The 13,243-nt window shown below is 69.7% G+C and carries 16 protein-coding genes; 14 read left to right on the forward strand and 2 right to left on the reverse strand.

Going from position 1 to position 13,243, the window contains the following annotated elements; genetic code table 11:
- Positions 1 to 14: 14 nt before the first annotated feature.
- Both ACLF3G_RS20155 and ACLF3G_RS20160 read left to right on the forward strand, forming a co-directional pair.
- Entirely contained in the window at positions 15 to 1,118 is a 1,104-nt protein-coding gene (locus tag ACLF3G_RS20155) for a multicopper oxidase domain-containing protein (RefSeq protein ID WP_430671202.1), read from the forward strand.
- Positions 1,118 to 2,308: a ZIP family metal transporter gene (locus ACLF3G_RS20160; protein ID WP_430671203.1), complete on the forward strand. Its 1,191-nt coding sequence runs from the start codon at positions 1,118 to 1,120 to the stop codon at positions 2,306 to 2,308. The genes ACLF3G_RS20155 and ACLF3G_RS20160 overlap by 1 nt, the downstream gene beginning before the upstream one ends.
- Positions 2,309 to 2,409: 101 nt before the next feature.
- On the opposite strand, the gene ACLF3G_RS20165 is transcribed toward ACLF3G_RS20160, so the two are convergent.
- Both ACLF3G_RS20165 and ACLF3G_RS20170 read right to left on the reverse strand, forming a co-directional pair.
- On the reverse strand, positions 2,410 to 2,673 hold the full coding sequence (locus ACLF3G_RS20165) for a GDCCVxC domain-containing (seleno)protein (protein ID WP_430671204.1): 264 nt from the start codon (positions 2,671 to 2,673) through the stop codon (positions 2,410 to 2,412).
- A gap of 4 nt (positions 2,674 to 2,677) precedes the next feature.
- Positions 2,678 to 3,055 (reverse strand): mercuric reductase, encoded by a 378-nt coding sequence (locus ACLF3G_RS20170; RefSeq protein WP_430671205.1) that lies wholly within the window; start codon positions 3,053 to 3,055, stop codon positions 2,678 to 2,680.
- 88 nt (positions 3,056 to 3,143) lie between these two features.
- Between ACLF3G_RS20170 and ACLF3G_RS20175 the strand changes: the two genes are divergently transcribed.
- From ACLF3G_RS20175 to ACLF3G_RS20230, 12 genes are all read left to right on the forward strand, one after another.
- Positions 3,144 to 3,569: a MerR family transcriptional regulator gene (locus ACLF3G_RS20175; protein ID WP_430671206.1), complete on the forward strand. Its 426-nt coding sequence runs from the start codon at positions 3,144 to 3,146 to the stop codon at positions 3,567 to 3,569.
- Between the two features lie 79 nt (positions 3,570 to 3,648).
- Complete coding sequence (locus ACLF3G_RS20180) at positions 3,649 to 4,104, forward strand: DUF411 domain-containing protein (RefSeq protein WP_430671207.1); 456 nt, start codon at positions 3,649 to 3,651, stop codon at positions 4,102 to 4,104.
- Positions 4,105 to 4,130: 26 nt separating this feature from the next.
- Positions 4,131 to 4,949 carry a sterol desaturase family protein gene (locus ACLF3G_RS20185; RefSeq protein ID WP_430671208.1) on the forward strand — a complete coding sequence of 273 codons (819 nt, stop codon included), beginning with the start codon at positions 4,131 to 4,133 and terminating at the stop codon, positions 4,947 to 4,949.
- A 44-nt stretch (positions 4,950 to 4,993) separates the two neighbouring features.
- Positions 4,994 to 7,213, forward strand: coding sequence for a heavy metal translocating P-type ATPase (locus tag ACLF3G_RS20190; protein WP_430671209.1), 2,220 nt, complete (start codon positions 4,994 to 4,996; stop codon positions 7,211 to 7,213).
- A gap of 229 nt (positions 7,214 to 7,442) precedes the next feature.
- Positions 7,443 to 7,769: a copper chaperone PCu(A)C gene (locus ACLF3G_RS20195; RefSeq protein WP_430671263.1), complete on the forward strand. Its 327-nt coding sequence runs from the start codon at positions 7,443 to 7,445 to the stop codon at positions 7,767 to 7,769.
- 220 nt (positions 7,770 to 7,989) lie between these two features.
- Entirely contained in the window at positions 7,990 to 9,528 is a 1,539-nt protein-coding gene (gene lnt / locus ACLF3G_RS20200; protein WP_430671210.1) for an apolipoprotein N-acyltransferase, read from the forward strand.
- A complete protein-coding gene (locus ACLF3G_RS20205; RefSeq protein ID WP_168055011.1) occupies positions 9,518 to 10,240 on the forward strand; it encodes a cytochrome c biogenesis CcdA family protein in 723 nt (240 codons plus the stop codon). The genes lnt and ACLF3G_RS20205 overlap by 11 nt, the downstream gene beginning before the upstream one ends.
- Positions 10,241 to 10,257: 17 nt before the next feature.
- Positions 10,258 to 10,746 (forward strand): signal peptidase II, encoded by a 489-nt coding sequence (gene lspA / locus ACLF3G_RS20210; RefSeq protein WP_171970295.1) that lies wholly within the window; start codon positions 10,258 to 10,260, stop codon positions 10,744 to 10,746.
- On the forward strand, positions 10,743 to 11,438 hold the full coding sequence (locus ACLF3G_RS20215; protein WP_430671211.1) for a thioredoxin domain-containing protein: 696 nt from the start codon (positions 10,743 to 10,745) through the stop codon (positions 11,436 to 11,438). The genes lspA and ACLF3G_RS20215 overlap by 4 nt, the downstream gene beginning before the upstream one ends.
- A 47-nt stretch (positions 11,439 to 11,485) precedes the next feature.
- Positions 11,486 to 11,977, forward strand: a complete 492-nt coding sequence (locus ACLF3G_RS20220) for a M23 family metallopeptidase (RefSeq protein WP_430671212.1) — start codon at positions 11,486 to 11,488, stop codon at positions 11,975 to 11,977.
- Positions 11,974 to 12,300: a YnfA family protein gene (locus ACLF3G_RS20225; protein ID WP_430671213.1), complete on the forward strand. Its 327-nt coding sequence runs from the start codon at positions 11,974 to 11,976 to the stop codon at positions 12,298 to 12,300. The genes ACLF3G_RS20220 and ACLF3G_RS20225 overlap by 4 nt, the downstream gene beginning before the upstream one ends.
- 448 nt (positions 12,301 to 12,748) lie before the next feature.
- The gene (locus tag ACLF3G_RS20230; protein ID WP_430671214.1) at positions 12,749 to 13,243 is read left to right on the forward strand and encodes a copper chaperone PCu(A)C; all 495 of its coding nucleotides are present in this window, start codon (positions 12,749 to 12,751) and stop codon (positions 13,241 to 13,243) included.

The following is a 13,243-nucleotide window of genomic DNA, read 5'->3' on the forward strand; positions in this document are numbered from 1 at the left end:
GAGGATGTAGCGGGATGTTCTCGATACCGAAGCGACGCCTGCTGGCAGGCGCAGGCGTGTCGCTGGGAGCCATTGCTGCCCCGCTGGCGGCCAGTGTCGCTGTGCGCAGCGCGCTGGGCCAGGCGCAGCCCCCTGCCGCATCGCATGGCGGGCATCAGGCCGGGCATAGCGCTCCGGGTATGGAGGGCGAGAATGCTGTGATTGGCCAGGTCGATCACGCCCGCAACGGCTTCGATCCGCATGAAATCTTGACCGATTGGGATGTCGGCGAGGTCACGACCGATGCGCAGGGCCGCCGGGTGCGCGAATGGTTGGTGACCGCGGTGGACAAGGAGGTGGAGGTGGCGCCCGGGCTGATGTTCCCAGCTTGGACTTTCAACGGCCGCATTCCCGGTCCGACGCTGCGCTGCACCGAGGGCGATCGGCTGCGCGTCGTCTTCAACAACGGAAGCGCCCATCCGCACACCATGCATTTCCACGGCATCCATTCCTGGCGCATGGACGGCGTGTCCTATGCCGGCCTGGTGCAGCCCGGCGGGACGTTCACATACGAGTTCGACGCCAAGCCCTTCGGCTGCCACCTCTACCACTGCCACGCGCTGCCGCTGAAGCGGCATATCCACAAGGGCATGTACGGCGCCTTCATCGTGGACCCTGATCCGGCCCGGCATCCCGATGCCATCGCCGTGGCCGAATCCCGCCTGCTCGGTTCCGGCCGCAATGCCGAATGGCAGGAGATCATGATCTGCATGAACGCCTTCGACACCAACTTTGATGACGAGAACGAGATCTACGCCGCCAATACCATCCCCTTCGCCTATCAGCAGAAGCCAATCCGCGTAGAACGCGGCCGCAAGCTGCGCATCTACCTCGTCAACATCACCGAATTCGACCCGATCAATTCCTTCCACGTCCATGGCAACTTCTTCGACTACTACGACCACGGCACCACGCTGACGCCGACGTCGCGCATGGTGGACACGATCATGCAGTGCCAGGGCCAGCGCGGCATCATCGAGATGGATTGGTCCGAGCACGAGCCCGGCCAGTACATGTTCCATGCGCACCAGTCCGAGTTCGCCGAACTCGGCTGGATGAGCCACTTCGAGGTGGTGTGATGGCACCCGACACTAACCCCGCCCAAGCCCTCGCCCGCCCGGCCTCGCCGTGGCGCACCGCGTTCTGGTTGCTGCTGCCGCTGGCCGTGCTGTTCGGCATCTTGGCGTTGCTGATCCTTGGCAAGCCGTTGGAGCGGCTGACCGAAGGCTCGCCGCCAGTAGAGAAGGTGAGCTTCGAGCGCGTCCGTCTGACTCCCGGGCTGATCTCCGTCTCAATCCGCGCCGATGGTTCGCAGCCGGTGACGATCGCGCAGGTGCAGGTGGACGCTGCCTTCCGCACCTTCGCGGTCGACCCGCCGGGCCCGATCGACCGGCTCGGCACCGCGCGCATCGACATCCCCTACCCCTGGGTGGATGGCGAAGGCCACAAGGTCGTGCTGCTGTCCTCGACCGGCGCGGCGTTCGAGCGGGAGATCGAGGTGGCGCGCCCGACGCCGACCTTCGATGCGCCGACGCTCGCCATCCTCGCGCTGGTCGGCATCCTGCTGGGCGTGGCACCGGTTGCGACCGGGCTGCTCGCCTTCCCGGCGCTCGGTACGCTCAGCCCAGCCGGCATGCGCTTCGTGCTGGCGCTCACTGTTGGGCTGCTCGGCTACCTGTTCCTTGACACGCTAAGCGAGGGGCTGGAACAGGCGGCCGGTGCGCTGGAGCGCCTGCGCGCTCAGGCTGCGGTCTGGGTGACGATGATCATCAGCGCCGGCGCGCTTATGCTGCTTGGCCGCCGCGGCGGACGCGCGCCGGAAGGCGCGGCACTAGCCGCCTTCATCGCCTTCGGCATCGGCCTGCACAACCTTGGTGAAGGCCTTGCGGTCGGCGCGGCGATCGCGGCGGGGGAAGCCGCGCTGGCCACCTTCCTCGTGGTCGGCTTCACCATCCACAATGTCAGCGAGGGGTTCGGCATTGCCGCGCCGCTCGTCGGCCGGCGACCGCGGCTACTCACCTTCGTCGGCCTCGCCGCGCTGGCGGGGCTGCCAGCGGTACCGGGCGTCTGGATCGGCGCGCAGGCGGTCAGCCCGTTCTGGATGGCGATCTGCTTCGGCATCGGCGCTGGCGCGATCCTGCAGGTAATCATCGAGGTCACCGGGCTGATCGTCCGGCGCGAGGGGAGCGGCGCGCTGCTCTCGCCTGCCGCCCTCGGCGGTGTCGGAGCGGGTCTCGCGGTGATGTACCTGACGGCGCTGTTTGTCTGAGGCCGGGTCGGGGGCGGTCAGCACGCAGGCGGCCATACAGCGCGTCAGCGGCCAGGGCGCGGGCGCGATGGAAGCCGCCGATGAGCGGCGGTCAATCCGGCTCATTCGCCGGTTGTAGTAACCGGCCCACATCCAAGCTGATCGCCGCAGTCCGCGCCGTTCCCTTCGCCGGCCCGGATAGCCTGGATGGGCGGACACGGCACATCTGCATACGAGCAGAAGACGCAGCAATCCCCCCGTTTCGGGCGCAGGCGCGTGCCGCAGCCGGTGCACACGTAGAAGAACATGCACGCATCCGTCGGCATGGTTTCGGTTCGAGCGTGTCCGCAGTCCGGGCAGGTCAGCGTCGAGCGCAGGATCGCCATTACCTCAGGCGATCGCCACGGACAGGGACAGCAGCACGATGCCGGCCGCCAGCCCGGCCAGCGTGGTGCGACGGAGCGTGCCCCCCGGTGCGCAGGCCGCGCCCGGCGCGCAGGCCGTCGCGGCCCAGCGTCCGCGCCAGAGCAGGATGGCGGCGGCCGCCAAGCTGACCACGGCCGCCGCCAGGAGGACGCCCTGGTAGGGACCCGTGATGGCGGTAAGCTCAAGCAGCGATGTCGTGCCGACGCCGATCGTCGCGAACATGATCGGCAGCGCGCAGCAGGCCGCCGCACCCAGGCCGGCGAGAATGCCACCAGCCGTCAGGACCGCAGCGCCCGCCTGCCGCGCCTGGCCAGCCGAGGGGGTGAGGGTCGGTTCGGTCATCGCTCGATGCCTTTCGCTTAATGTACCGCCAGCAGGCTACGATCTGTAGTGACTATAGACTCAAGCTCCATTCGCCAGGGAGGCTGCGGTGGCCAATGCGCCCGCCATGACGATCGGCGGCCTGTCGCGAGCGACAGGGTGCAAGATCGAGACCATCCGCTACTACGAGCGCATCGGCGTCCTGCCGCGTGCCGAGCGCCGCGGGCGATACCGTGTCTTCAAAGCCGCGCATGTCGAACGGCTAGCCTTCGTGCGGCGCGCCCGTGCGCTCAGCTTTACGCTGGACGAGGTCCGCGCCCTGGTTGCGCTCGCCAGCGCGCCCGGCGGCAACTGCGCGGAGAGCCGCGCGCTCGCGGCCGGGCACCTCACAGCCGTGCACGCGCGCATCGCCGATCTCCAGGCGATGGCAGCGGTGCTGACCGAAGCGGTGCGGCTATGCGATGCAGGGCTCGACCAGTCCTGCCCCCTAATCGCCACCCTCGGGACACGTGTCACGGCGGCGGCTCCGACTTGACCTTCCCATTAGGGTAAACCCGAGAATGCCGCGGGCGGTGCGCTTTGCCGTCCGCCCCGGCTGCCATGAGGAACGCCAGATGCCGTCACGCCGCTCCCTTCTTGCTGCCGCCGCGCTCGCGGTGTTGCCGATCCCCGCCCTTGCCCAGCGCGTCACGCGCATCTCCGTCTGGCGCGACCCGAGCTGCGGCTGCTGTTCCGGCTGGGTGGCGCATCTCCGCGCGGAGGGCTTTGCCGTGGACGACCAAGTGGTGCGGTCGGTCGCCCCGGTGCGCCGGCGGCTCGGCACGCCGGCCGACCTGCTCTCCTGCCATGCCGGGGAGGTCGAGGGCTTCGCGCTCGAAGGCCACGTGCCCGCCGCGGCGATCCGGCACCTGCTGGCCGAACGACCTGTCGGCGTGAGGGGCCTTGCCGTGCCAGAGATGCCGGTGGGCTCGCCGGGCATGGAAGTGCCGGGGCAGCCCGCCGACAGCTACGAGGTCATCGCCTTCGGTGAGGCGCCGCACCGCCCCTACATGCGCTTCCACGGCGCCTAACCGGCCTGACCGGCGAGTTCGCCAAGATGGCCGCCGAGGCGACAATCCGGCTTGCTGCGTTCCTTGGCGTGCTGGCGGCCATGGTCTTCGCCGAGCGGATCTGGGCGCGCGGCGTGGCGCGGCCGCTCGGCTGGCGGCGCTGGCCGGCCAACCTGGCATTACCGGTGATCGGCTCCGCCCTGCTGCGGCTGGTGGCGCCGGCCGGAGCGGTAGGCGTGGCGGTCTGGGCGGAGGCGCGGGGCCTCGGCCTGCTGCCGGCCCTGGGTGCGCCGTTTTGGCTCGCCCTGCCGCTGGCGGTCCTGGTGCTGGACCTGTCGATCTACTGGCAGCACCGGATGTTCCACCATGTCCCGGCACTGTGGCGGCTGCACCGGATGCACCATGCGGACCCGGAGCTGGATGCCACGACGGGGCTGCGATTCCATCCTGTTGAAATCCTGCTCTCGCTTGGCATCAAGGTGGCGGTTGTCGTGGCACTCGGCGCGCCGCCCGTGGCGGTCTTGGCCTTCGAGGTGCTGCTGAACGCCACCAGCCTGTTCAACCATGCCGACATCCGCATTCCGGCTCGCATGGAACGCTGGCTGCGGCGCCTGGTGGTGACGCCGGACATGCACCGGACCCACCATTCCGAGGTCCGGGCGGAGACCGATAGCTGCTTCGGCTTCTGCCTGCCCTGGTGGGACCACCTGTTCGGCAGCTACAGGGCCGCCCCGGCGGCGGGGCTCGAGGGCGCGGTGATCGGGGTGCCAGGCTGGCGCACCGCCAAGGAGCAAAGGCTGGATCGCCTCCTGCTGCAGCCCCTGGCCAACACGCCGCCTGCCAGTTTCCCTCAGAAAGGGGCTTGAACCTCCAGCCACTAGAAGTCCCATACCATGCCCAACGGGATGGGATGACGCGGATGAACGCGACAACACGGCTGGCCTGGCGGGTCGAGGGCATGGATTGCGCCGGCTGCGTCGCCAAGGTGACGCGGGCCGTCGAACGACTGCCCGGCGTGGGCGACGTCGAGGTGAACCTGATGGCGGAGCGGCTGTCGCTCTCACTGGCCCCTGGCGCCACCACGCCTGAGGCTGTCGTGAAGCAGGTGGCGGCGCTCGGTTACACGGCGACGACGCTGGCGCCGGCGGCGGCTTCGGATCAGCAGGCGCCTGGACAGCACCATGCCGGGCACGACCACGATGCGGCGCCGGCCCCGCATGGTCACGGCCATGACCATGACGATCCCGCGGATGCCGAGAAGGCCTGGTGGGCCACCTCCAAGGCGAAGCTCGTCTGGCTGCTCGGCGGCCTGGTGGTCGGCGCCTATGGGCTGTCTCTCGCCCTGCCGGAGCGCCTGACCTACCCGCTGTTCCTGGCCGCGACGCTGATCGCCCTGGTGCCCTTTGGGCGCCGTGCCTGGGCGCTTGCCCGGGCCGGAACGCCCTTCTCCATCGAAACCCTGATGGTGACGGCAGCCGCCGGCGCCACGGTCATTGGCGCGGCGGAGGAGGCCGCGGTCGTCGTGCTGCTCTTCGCCGTGGGCGAATTGCTGGAGAATGTCGCCGCCGGTCGCGCTCGCGCCGGCATCCGCGCCCTGGCCGACCTCATGCCGCGCGTGGCGCTGCGCCTGCGCGCGGATGGCAGCACCGAGCAGTTGCCCGCCGACAGGTTGGCGGTTGGCGACCTGGTATTGGTGCGGCCAGGTGACCGGGTACCTTGCGACGGCACCATCGAGGACGGTACCTCGGCACTGGATGAAAGTGCGGTGACCGGCGAAAGCATCCCGGTTTCGCGCGGACCGGGCGAGGCGGTGGTTGCCGGGTCGATCAACGCCGATGGCGCGCTGCGGGTCCGCGTGACGCGCGCCGCCTCCGACAACACCATCGCCCGCATCATCCGCATGGTGGAGGACGCGACCGCCTCACGTGCGCCGACCCAGCGTTTCATCGAGCGCTTCTCGGAGTGGTGGACTCCCGGGGCGATGATCGTCTCGGCCCTGGTGATCCTGGTGCCGCCCTTCCTGCTGGGCTGGGACTGGGGCACCAGCCTCTATCGCGGCCTGGCGGTGCTGCTGATCGCCTGCCCCTGCGCTCTGGTGATCTCGGTGCCGGCCGCCATGGCCTCCGGCCTCTCGGCCGGCGCCAGGCGCGGGCTCCTTGTCAAGGGAGGCGCGGCGCTGGAAGCCATCGGCGCCGCCCGCACCGTCGCCTTCGACAAGACTGGCACCCTGACCGAGGGCCGCCCGCGCGTGACGGACATCCTGCCGGCGCCCGGCCAGACGGAGCAGCAGGTTCTCGAACTCGCGGCGGCCGTCGAGCAGGGCTCGGCGCATCCGCTGGCCAAGGCCATTCTGGCCGAAGCCGAGGCGCGGGGCCTCGCCCTTCCGGTTGCAACCGACCTCGCCGCCATTCCCGGCAAGGCGGTCACGGCCGCGATCGGCGGACGCCTCATCGGCGTCGGCAGCCCGCGCCATGCCCGCGAGGCCGGCGCCCAGCTTGGCGACCTCGACAAGGAGCTGGCGCGACTGGAGACCGAGGGCAAGACCGTCGCCGTCCTGCTCGCTGACAGCACCATGCTTGGGTTGATCGCGCTGCGCGACGAGCCGCGCGCGGATGCGCGCGAAGGTATCGCGGCTCTCTCGGCGCTTGGCGTGCGGCCGGTGATGCTGACGGGCGACAACCGCCGCACCGGCGAGGCCATCGCCGTCTCGCTCGGCCTGGACGTGAAGGCGGAACTGCTGCCGGACGACAAGCTGCGGGAGATCGGCCGCCTGATGGAGGGCGGCCCGGTCGTCATGGTCGGCGACGGCATCAACGATGCGCCGGCGTTGGCGGCAGCCTCCGTCGGCGTGGCGATGGGCGGCGGCACCGACGTGGCGCTGGAGACGGCGGATGCCGCGGTGCTGAAGGACCGCGTAACGGGCGTGGCGGAGCTGGTCTCCCTGTCGCGGGCGACCATGGCCAACGTGAAGCAGAACGTGGCGGTGGCGGTCGGGCTGAAGGGCGTGTTCCTGGTGACGACGCTGATCGGCCTGACCGGCCTCTGGCCGGCGATCCTGGCCGATACCGGGGCCACCGTGCTGGTCACGCTGAATGCCTTGCGCCTGCTGGGGTGGCGGCCCCGAGCTTGATGGGGGCGGCCGGAAGGCGGGCTCCAGCGGGGCATGAGGAGCGGGGCGATCATACCCGCCGGAAATCCTGATTGTGGGAGATGTTCGATTGAAGGACCAGCGTGAACCTCGACGCCGCTGGCTGGCGCTGGCAATCGCCATCGCCTGGCAGGCAGTCTCCTCCCGCCCGGCTGCCGCGCAGGATGGACAGGGCGGGTCGGTCGTCGTCAGCGGCGGCTGGGCGCAGGCCGTGCCGCCGGAAGCTCGCGAAAGCCGAGGATTCCTTGTTGTTCGGAATACCGGCGTGATGACAGCCCGTCTGGTCTCCGCCTGGTCGCCCGACGTCGAAGCTGTACGGATGCTGGAGCGCGATCCGGTCTCTGCCACGGCATTCCGATCGCCGCCCGAGGGTTTTTCCATTCCGCCCGACGGCACCCTCACGATGGAACCCGGTGGACCACACCTTGCTCTGGACGGCTTGCGTCAGCCCCTTGGGCCAGGGGACGCGATCCGCGTGTTCCTCCGCTTCGAACGAGCCGGCGAAATCGCCGTTGAGCTTCGCGGTCACGATCATTGAACGGCAAGGCGCCTCCTGATGATCTGCGCAAGGCCGCCCAGAAGCGCCGTTCTCGCGCAATCCTTGCGGTGCTCCTCACCCTCGTAGCCGTGTTCTACGCCATCACCATCGCGCGGATGGACGAGCAGGGGGAGGCGCGGAGGACACGCGCGACGGAGCAGAGATGAGGGCAGGCGTTCGGGACGCGTCTGCCTGCGCCGCCTCGGTGGAGAAGGCGAGGTTGTCGTCACTCCAGCTTGTGGTGCTGCCGAATGCCGCGGGCCTGGTCCTTGGGGCCGTAACGCCGCTCGCCTTCGCGCCGCTGTACCTTCTGCCGGCCTTCCTTCTCGGCTTCGGCGGATTGTTCCTGTTGCTGGAGCGGACACGTTCGGTCCGCGGCGCCTTCCTGCTTGGTTGGCTGTTCGGCCTCGGCAACTTCGCTGTCGGGCTCGGATGGATCACCAAGGCATTTGCCGTGGATGCCGAATCCTTCGGTGCACTCGCCCTGCCGTCCCTCGCGGCGTTGTCGGCAGGTCTTGCCCTGTTTCCCGCCTTGTCGCTGGCGGCTGCGCGCTGGGTCGCGGGTCCCAGGCGCGGTATGCGTCTCCTCGTCGCTCTCGCGATCTGCTGGACGGCGGGGGAATGGCTGCGCGGGACGATCCTCACCGGCTTTCCGTGGAATCTTGCGGGGCATGTCTGGGGCTTCGCCGATGCGCCCTTACAGCTCGCCGCCTTCATCGGGATCCATGGCCTCGGTCTGGCGACCATCCTCCTCGCGGCGCTGCCGTCCTTCGCGCTTTCCGTTCGGCGGGTCTGGCCAATGGGCATCGCGGCCGCCTGCCTGGCGCTGCTGTGGGCCGGCGGCGCGGCGAGGCTCGTGGTCCCGCTGCCACCTAACCTGCCGGATGTTCGGCTGCGCCTGGTGCAGCCCGACGTGGCGCAATCCCTCAAATGGGAATCCTCCGAAAGGGCGCGCATCCTCGCCGATCTCCTCGCTCTCAGCCGCGTGCCGGGAGCATCGGGCGCAGAGCCGACGCACCTGCTTTGGCCCGAGACAGCGGTACCGTATCTGATCGCGGAGGAGGCTGCGGTCCGCGCGGCACTCTCGGATGTGGTGCCGCCGGACGGTGCCCTCGTTACCGGCGGGGTGCGGCGCAGCCTGGATGCGACCGGCCAGCCCTCAATGCGGAACAGCGTGCTCGTCCTTGATGGCGCGGCCCGGATCCTTTCGGCGTACGACAAGATACGGCTCGTGCCCTTCGGCGAATACGTGCCCTTCCGCGCGTGGCTGCCGGGGGTGCCGAAGCTGACGGACGGTGCGGTGGACTTCTCGCCGGGCACGGACCCGGCGCCATTGCCGGTTCCCGGCCTGCCCGCCGCCATGACGCTGATCTGCTACGAGGCGATCTTTCCCAGAGGAGGCGGAGGAACGGCCCGCGACGCAGGATGGATCCTGACGCTCACCAATGACGCCTGGTTCGGCCGCTCCTGGGGACCGCATCAGCATGCGCTGGCGGCCAGGATCCGTGCGGTGGAACTGGGATTGCCCATGGTGCGCGTCGCGAATGGTGGAATTTCCTTCGTCGCCGATGCCTATGGGCGTGTACGGCGGAGCCTGGCACTCGGTACGCGCGGCGTGCTGGACGCGGCACTGCCCGCGGCATTGCCGGGCAAGACGCTCTATGCGCGCCTCGGAGATTGGCCGCTGCTGGCCGTCCTGTTCGCAGGACTGACCGGCCTGGCCGCGAACCGCAGGGAAAGCGAGCCGCATGACGCTTGAATTTTCGGCCCTCGGCCTGCTCCTGGCGTTCGGCGGCGGACTGGTCTCCTTCCTGTCGCCCTGCGTGCTGCCGCTGGTTCCGGGCTGGGTGGCCTATGCCTGCGGCACCGGCGTACGCGATGCGCCGCCGCGCGCCCGGGCCATGCTTCTGGGTGCCAGCTTCGTCCTGGGCTTCTCGCTGGTCTTCGTGCTGCTCGGGCTCGGTGCATCGGCGCTGTCGCAATGGCTGCGACGCTGGAGCCTGGAGTTCCAGATCGCGGGCGGGGCGCTGGTCCTGGCCTTCGGCCTGGTGCAGATCGGCGCGCTGCGCCCCTCCTGGCTGCTGCGTGACGTGCGGCTGCCGGCCTTCGCCGCGGGCGGCACGCCCGGCGGCGCGGCGCTGCTTGGCGTCTCCTTCGGATTCGCCTGGACGCCCTGCATCGGCCCTGTCCTGGGTGCCGTGCTGGCGGTCGCGGCCATCCAGGGTGATGGCGCGGGGGCGCCTCTGCTGCTTGCCTACTCGCTGGGGCTGGGCGTGCCCTTCCTGCTGGTCGCCTTCTACCTGCCGGCGGCCGCGGCGACGTTGCGGCGATGGCGTGGCTTCGGCCGCGGGGCGCAGGTCGCCTCCGGTCTCGTCATGGCCGCCATGGGCGTCCTGATGATGCTGGGCGAGATGACCAGAATTGCGGGCTGGTTTGTCCAGACCTTTCCCTTCCTGCTGAGGCTAGGCTGATGCGCTCGATTGGAATCATGGCGGCCCTGGCCGCGGGCGCCGTGGACCAGGCCACCAAGCTTTGGGCGCTTTCCGCTCTCTGGCCGCCCTACAGCGGGGGCATCACGGTGCTGCCCGTGCTGAACCTGCGGCTCGGCTTCAACACTGGCGTGACCTTCGGCATGTTCGCCGACAGCGCAGCCGGCGCCGCCTGGGTGCTGGTGCTGGTCACCCTCGCCATCACCGCGTTCCTGCTGCACTGGCTCTGGCGCACGACATCGAAGGTTGAGGCCCTGGCGCTTGGCCTCGTCATCGGCGGCGCCCTCGGCAATGCCGCCGACCGGCTGCGCATCGGGGCGGTCGTCGACTTCCTCGACGCGCATTACGCGGGCTGGCACTGGCCGACCTTCAACATGGCCGATGTCGCGATTGTCTGCGGTGTCGCCCTGCTCATCCTCACTGGCCTGCGTCCCGCACCGGCCGCGAACCGCACTGCCCTACAAGACTCCGGGAGCGAAATCCGATGAACGAAGATCTGTCACGCCGCGGCACCCTGGCTGGCTTGGCCGTGCTCGCCTTGTCCGCTCCAGCCCTGGGGCAGCAGGCGGGTGCCCCGCCCTTCGCGGTCACCGAGCCTGGTCCGGAGACGCCGCGCCCGCTGCCTGGTGAGCGCGCGATCGGCCGAGAGGACGCCCCGGTGACGGTGATCGAGTTCCACTCGCTGACCTGTGGCAACTGCGCCAACTTCCACACCCAGCATTTCCCCCGGATCAAGGTCGCCTATGTGGATCCTGGCCTGGTGCGCTTCGTGCTGCGCGACTATCCGCTCGACCGGGTGGCGGTCGATGCCGCCGCGCTCGTCCATTGTGCCGGGCCGGAGCGGTTCGAAGCCATGCTCTCCGTGCTCTACACCAACAAGGAGGCCTGGGCGCACAGCCCGGATGCCCGCGGCTGGCTGCGCCGTATGGCCGGGCTGGCGGGGGTTTCCGCCAGCCGCCTGGAAGCCTGCTGGACGGACCGCGGTTTCACCGATCCGATTATCCGGTCACGGCTGGAAGCGACACGTGAGTTCAACGTCCAGGCGACGCCCACCTTCGTCATCGGCGGCAGGGTACATCCTGGCGTCCTGACCTTCGAGCGCTTCGCTCAGCTGGTGCAGCCGCTTCTGCCGCCAAGCTCAACCCCTGCGCCGGCGCCTAGGGTGCTTCCGCGCCTATGAGCCGGCTGAGGTTGCGCGCTTGGCTATCCTGCGCCACAGCCAGGCCGATGATGAAGCCGCGTTCAGCATTCCTGGCCCTGGCCTTCGCCCTACCCGCGGAGGCCCTGGCAGCCCCCTGTCCAGTCGCCATGCCCGTTGCAGGAGAGTTTTCCTCCGGCTTCGGGCCGCGCCACGGCCGGATGCATTCGGGGGTCGATCTGCGGGCGCCGGTCGGCACGCCGGTTCGTGCGGTCTTGCCTGGTACCGTGATCTTCGCAGGACGCTACTTCGACTACGGGCTCATGGTGGAGCTCCGTCACGAGGACGGGACGCGGTCGCGATATGCGCATCTCTCGCGCCTTGGGCCCGGCCTCGCCGTTGGAACGCGGCTTGATGTGGGCCAAGCCATCGGCGCCGTCGGCAGGACGGGCCGCACCACGGGGGCGAACCTCCATGTCGAGTTGCGGCGCGGCGGCCGCCCGGTCGATCCCTGGCCATGGCTGACGCGCACCGCCTGCACGAGCCTGACCGAGATTGCTGAGGCAGCACCGGTGCGGTGAGGCAGGCAGCGATCTTCCTCGGCGCGGCCATGGCGGAGATCGCCGGCTGCTACGCCTTCTGGGGCTGGCTGCGCCTCGGAAAGCCGCTCTGGTTCGCGGCAGCGGGGATGGGTTCGCTTTTTGTATTTGCCTGGCTGCTCACCCTCGTTGATGTTGCGGCTGCCGGCCGAGCCTATGCGGTCTATGGCGGTGTCTATGTCGCGGCGAGCCTGGTTTGGCTGCGCTTCGTGGAAGGCGTGCCGCCGGATCGGTGGGACCTGATCGGCGGTGCCGTCTGCCTCGTTGGTGCCTCCATCATTCTGTGGGGGCCGCGCAGCGCATGAGGACACTCTGGGGCGAGCTGCGTGGCGCGATATCGGTCCTGGTCCTGCTAGGCCTCGTCGCGCGCCTGCTGATGCCGCTCGGGGCTTTCGCAGTCACGCAGAGGGCTGCCTTCGACCTCGCGTTGCAGGGACAGCTCTGCCTCAATTCGGGACTACCCACGCCCGACGACACGACGGACGGACCCCGGCCCGCCCGGGGTGATCACTGCGCGCTGTGTCGGCTTCCTGACGCACTTGGCCTCCCGCCTCCCTTCGTCCGGCTTCCAGAGCCATGCCTCCTGGCAGCGCCCGCCGTCGCGCTTGTGCGGGAGGAGTGGACCTTAACGCCGCCGGCCCGCGGACCTCCGCCGGCGCGTGCACCGCCCATCCTTCCGACGCTCGCCTGAACGGTCGTCATGCCGGCGCCGCTGCCGGTGCATGCCTGTTTGCGTATTGGAAGGATCATCACATGCGTCGCCCACTCCTCCGCGCGGGTCTCCTGGCCTGCCTTGCCACGGCCTTGCTGCCCGCCTTCCCAAGCTCTGCGCACGACTTCCGTGCCGGAGACCTCGTCATCAACCATCCCTGGTCCCGTGCCGTTGGAGCGCGGGCGCCGACCGCCGCCGGGTACATGTCGATCGTGAATCGTGGGTCCGCGCCAGACCGCCTTATCTCCGCCGAGACGCCGATGGCGGAGAGCGTCGAGGCCCACGAGATGAGCATGACGGATGGCGTGATGCGCATGCGCCCGATGCCGGAGGGCATTCGGCTTCCGCCCGGCGGCACGGCGTGGCTGCGCCCCGGGGGCATGCATCTCATGCTGGTCGGGCCGACCAGGGCCTTCGTGCCAGGCGAGCGCGTGCCCCTGACGCTGCGCTTCGAGCGCGCCGGCGCCGTGACGGTGGAACTGGAAGTGGCCACCGCGGGGGCCCGGGCGCCTGCCGGCGAACATCGCGGAGACTGA

The sequence above is a fragment of the Falsiroseomonas sp. HC035 genome (genome assembly GCF_050563525.1).
GTDB lineage: Bacteria > Pseudomonadota > Alphaproteobacteria > Acetobacterales > Acetobacteraceae > Falsiroseomonas.

What these genes read in the sequence shown, in the direction of transcription:
- ACLF3G_RS20230 (WP_430671214.1), top strand. Translation starts at nt 12,749, where the DNA reads ATGCGTCGCCCACTCCTCCGCGCGGGTCTCCTGGCCTGCCTTGCCACG.
- ACLF3G_RS20170 (WP_430671205.1), bottom strand. Translation starts at nt 3,055, where the DNA reads ATGACCGAACCGACCCTCACCCCCTCGGCTGGCCAGGCGCGGCAGGCG.
- lspA (WP_171970295.1), top strand. Translation starts at nt 10,258, where the DNA reads ATGGCGGCCCTGGCCGCGGGCGCCGTGGACCAGGCCACCAAGCTTTGG.
- ACLF3G_RS20205 (WP_168055011.1), top strand. Translation starts at nt 9,518, where the DNA reads ATGACGCTTGAATTTTCGGCCCTCGGCCTGCTCCTGGCGTTCGGCGGC.
- ACLF3G_RS20160 (WP_430671203.1), top strand. Translation starts at nt 1,118, where the DNA reads ATGGCACCCGACACTAACCCCGCCCAAGCCCTCGCCCGCCCGGCCTCG.
- ACLF3G_RS20180 (WP_430671207.1), top strand. Translation starts at nt 3,649, where the DNA reads ATGCCGTCACGCCGCTCCCTTCTTGCTGCCGCCGCGCTCGCGGTGTTG.
- ACLF3G_RS20155 (WP_430671202.1), top strand. Translation starts at nt 15, where the DNA reads ATGTTCTCGATACCGAAGCGACGCCTGCTGGCAGGCGCAGGCGTGTCG.
- ACLF3G_RS20165 (WP_430671204.1), bottom strand. Translation starts at nt 2,673, where the DNA reads ATGGCGATCCTGCGCTCGACGCTGACCTGCCCGGACTGCGGACACGCT.
- ACLF3G_RS20185 (WP_430671208.1), top strand. Translation starts at nt 4,131, where the DNA reads ATGGCCGCCGAGGCGACAATCCGGCTTGCTGCGTTCCTTGGCGTGCTG.
- ACLF3G_RS20215 (WP_430671211.1), top strand. Translation starts at nt 10,743, where the DNA reads ATGAACGAAGATCTGTCACGCCGCGGCACCCTGGCTGGCTTGGCCGTG.
- ACLF3G_RS20220 (WP_430671212.1), top strand. Translation starts at nt 11,486, where the DNA reads ATGATGAAGCCGCGTTCAGCATTCCTGGCCCTGGCCTTCGCCCTACCC.
- ACLF3G_RS20190 (WP_430671209.1), top strand. Translation starts at nt 4,994, where the DNA reads ATGACGCGGATGAACGCGACAACACGGCTGGCCTGGCGGGTCGAGGGC.